3 protein-coding genes are annotated in these 2899 nt (G+C 70.9%); all 3 read right to left on the bottom strand.

The window, feature by feature from the left end; genetic code table 11:
* Window positions 1-113 precede the first annotated feature (113 nt).
* Window positions 114-944 (bottom strand): ABC transporter ATP-binding protein, encoded by an 831-nt coding sequence (locus N869_RS14060; RefSeq protein ID WP_035062619.1) that lies wholly within the window; start codon window positions 942-944, stop codon window positions 114-116.
* Window positions 944-2038 carry a FecCD family ABC transporter permease gene (locus tag N869_RS14055; protein WP_084137221.1) on the bottom strand — a complete coding sequence of 365 codons (1095 nt, stop codon included), beginning with the start codon at window positions 2036-2038 and terminating at the stop codon, window positions 944-946. Before N869_RS14055 ends, N869_RS14060 begins: the two co-directional genes overlap by 1 nt.
* On the bottom strand, window positions 2038-2899 hold an 862-nt coding region (locus N869_RS14050; RefSeq protein WP_035062617.1), incomplete at its 5' end, for an ABC transporter substrate-binding protein. The genes N869_RS14050 and N869_RS14055, both read right to left, overlap by 1 nt.

Here is a 2899-nt window from a genome sequence, read left to right as displayed (position 1 = left end):
CCCCAGGACCACCGCGGTGCGGCGCACGCCGCCGCGCGCCAGGAGCGCCAGGGCGCGGCCCCGACCGGGAGCCGGGACGCAGTCAGGACGTGCTGTCACACTCGGCTCATCGGCTACCTTCGCGCAGAGTTGAGGACCGATTCCCGATTCGCGCCCGGGTTGTCCCGATTCGCCAGAGAACTCCTGTCCAGAGGCAGGACGACGCGGTCCTGACCGTGCGCCGCGACCTCGCTGACCGGGCCGTACAGATCTGTCACGAGCTCGTCGTCGACGACGTCCGCGACGCGCCCGTCGGCGACCAGCCGGCCGTCACGGCCCAGCACCAGCGCCCGGTGGCAGAACCACAGGACGTGGTTGGGGTCGTGCGTGCAGATCAGTGCCGTGCGCCCCTCGGCGGTCAGGCTCCGGACCGTCTGCCACAGCAGCAGCTGGTTGCCGAAGTCCAGCGCCGCGGTGGGCTCGTCGAGCAGCAGCACCGGGGTCTCCTGCGCCAGGGCCCGGGCCAGCAGCACCAGCTGCCGCTGCCCCCCGGACAACGTGGTGTACGAGCGGTCGGCCAGGTGCGCCACCCCGATGCGTTCCATCGCGGCGTCGGCGACCTCCTGGTCCCGCCGACCGGGCCCGAACACCCCGCCCAGGTGGGGGGTGCGGCCCATGAGGACCATGTCCCGCACCCGGTAGGGGAACGGGGGCCGGTGCTCCTGCGGGACGTACGCCACCAGGCGGGCCAGGCGCCCGGCCGTCATCCGGCTGGTGTCGTTGCCGTCCACGTGCACCCTGCCCGTGCGGGACAGGTGCCCCAGGATGCACCGGAACAGCGTGGACTTGCCGGTCCCGTTGGGGCCGAACAGGGCGCACAGCTCGTGGGTGCCCAGCTCGAACCCGACCCGGTCCAGGACCTGGTGGTCGCCGTAGGCGAAGGACACGTCCTCGACACGCAGCATCAGGACCTCCCGGAGAAGTAGTCGAGCCGGGTGCGCAGCAGGTAGATCAGGTAGGGGGCGCCGAGGATCGAGGTGATGATCCCGATGGGCACCTCGCCGGTCGTCACCGTGCGGGCGATCACGTCGCACAGGATCACGAACATGCCGCCGAGCGCCGCCGAGAGCGGCAGGACGTACCGGTTGTCGGGCCCGATCATGAGGCGGGCGGCGTGCGGGATCATCAGACCCACCCAGGCGATGATCCCCGAGACCGACACCGCGATCGCGGTGATGGCCGTGGCCACCACGATCAGGACGCGCTTGGTCAGCTCGGACCGGATGCCCAGGGCGGCGGCTTCCTCCTCCCCCAGGGTGAGGACGTTGAGCTTCCAGCCGTAGGCCCAGATGATCCCGCAGCCGACGACCGCGAGCGGGAGCACCACCGCCACGTCCGACCACGTGGACCGGTAGAGCCCGCCCATGATCCAGAAGACCAGGCGGCGCAGCTGCTCCTCTGTGCCCACGTACTGGAACAGGGAGAACATCGCCGAGAACAGCGACCCGATGACCACCCCGGCGAGGATCAGCGTCACGGTCGGGGTCTGGCCCCGCACCCGGGACAGGGTGTAGGTGGCGAACACCGCCACCATCCCGAACGTGAAGGCCAGCACCTGCATCGACAGCACGAACGAGGTGAGGACCGCGAGCCCGGCGCCGAACGCCGCACCCGAGGACACCCCGAGCACGTACGGCTCGACCAGGGGGTTGCGGAACACGCCCTGGTACACGGCGCCGCTGATCGCCAACGACGCGCCGACCGCGATGGCCACGAGCGTGCGGGTCAGGCGGATGTCCCACACGACCGTCTCGTGCACGGACCCCGTCTGCTCGACCAGGCCGAGGCGGCCGGCGATCACCGACATCACCTCGCCCAACGGCACGGGGTAGGCGCCGATCGTGATCGACACCAGGGCCGCGATCACCAGGGCCACGGCGGCACCGAGCACCACCAGGGCCTTGCCCCGGGGCCTGCGCCCCGCGCGCGACGGCGCCCGGGGCGTCGCGCGCGGGGCGAGGGAGGGACCGGGGACGGCCCCGGTCGAGGCGGTGGCCATCAGTCGTCCAGCTCCCCGAGGTAGCGCTGGGCGTCGATCGCGGTGGCCGCGGCGTCGTCGTCCAGGCCGTAGACCTCGCGGTAGAACTCCTGCTCGACGGCGTCGACGTCGATGTCGTCGAACCGGTCGGGGTAGATCACCGACGCCATCTTCAGCAGGCCGACGGGGGTCTCGACGGTCGCACGCCACTCGTCGTAGCCCACGCTCACCACGCGGCGCTCCTCGATGGCGCGCATGGACTGCAGGTTGGCCCAGTTGAGACCGGCACGTTGCCCGGCGTACACGAGCTCGGGGTCGAGGTAGCCGTCGTGGCCGAGGACCACCAGGACGTCGGGGTCCATGGACAGCAGCTGCTCCTCCGAGACGGTGATGAACGTGCCCGGGCCGGCGATGTTGTTCGCGTTGAGGATCTCGGTGAGGAAGTACGACTGGATGCTGCGCTCGCCCATGACGTTGTCCACGGTCGCGAACATCACGACGTCGGCGCGCTCGGACTCCGGGATGTCGCGGGTGCGGTCGCGGACGACGTCCAGGTGCTCCTCGAGGTTGGCGACCAGGGCCTGGGCCTCGGGCTCCTTGTCGAACACCTGCCCGACGACCTCGATGTGCTCCCACGCGGTGACGATGTCGGGCTCCTCGAAGTTGGAGGGCGACACGAACACGATCACCGGGATGCCGAGCGCCTCGATGGTGTCGACCTCGTGGGCGTGCATCTGCCGGTTCTCCTCGCTGGCGACCCACGCCTCGAGGAACACCACGTCCGGCTGCAGGGCCGCGAGCTGCTCGTAGTTGACCCCGCTCCACGCCGAGCCCACGTCGACGGCGTCGGCCAGCGGCGCGATCACGGTGCTGCGGAAGCTC

Source organism: Cellulomonas bogoriensis 69B4 = DSM 16987, from assembly GCF_000767165.1.
Taxonomy (GTDB): domain Bacteria; phylum Actinomycetota; class Actinomycetes; order Actinomycetales; family Cellulomonadaceae; genus Actinotalea; species Actinotalea bogoriensis.
The sequence above is the reverse complement of the archived record's forward strand: the minus strand, read 5'-3'. Positions and strand labels throughout refer to the sequence as shown.

What these genes read in the sequence shown, in the direction of transcription:
- N869_RS14060 (WP_035062619.1), bottom strand. Translation starts at nt 944, where the DNA reads ATGCTGCGTGTCGAGGACGTGTCCTTCGCCTACGGCGACCACCAGGTC.
- N869_RS14055 (WP_084137221.1), bottom strand. Translation starts at nt 2,038, where the DNA reads ATGGCCACCGCCTCGACCGGGGCCGTCCCCGGTCCCTCCCTCGCCCCG.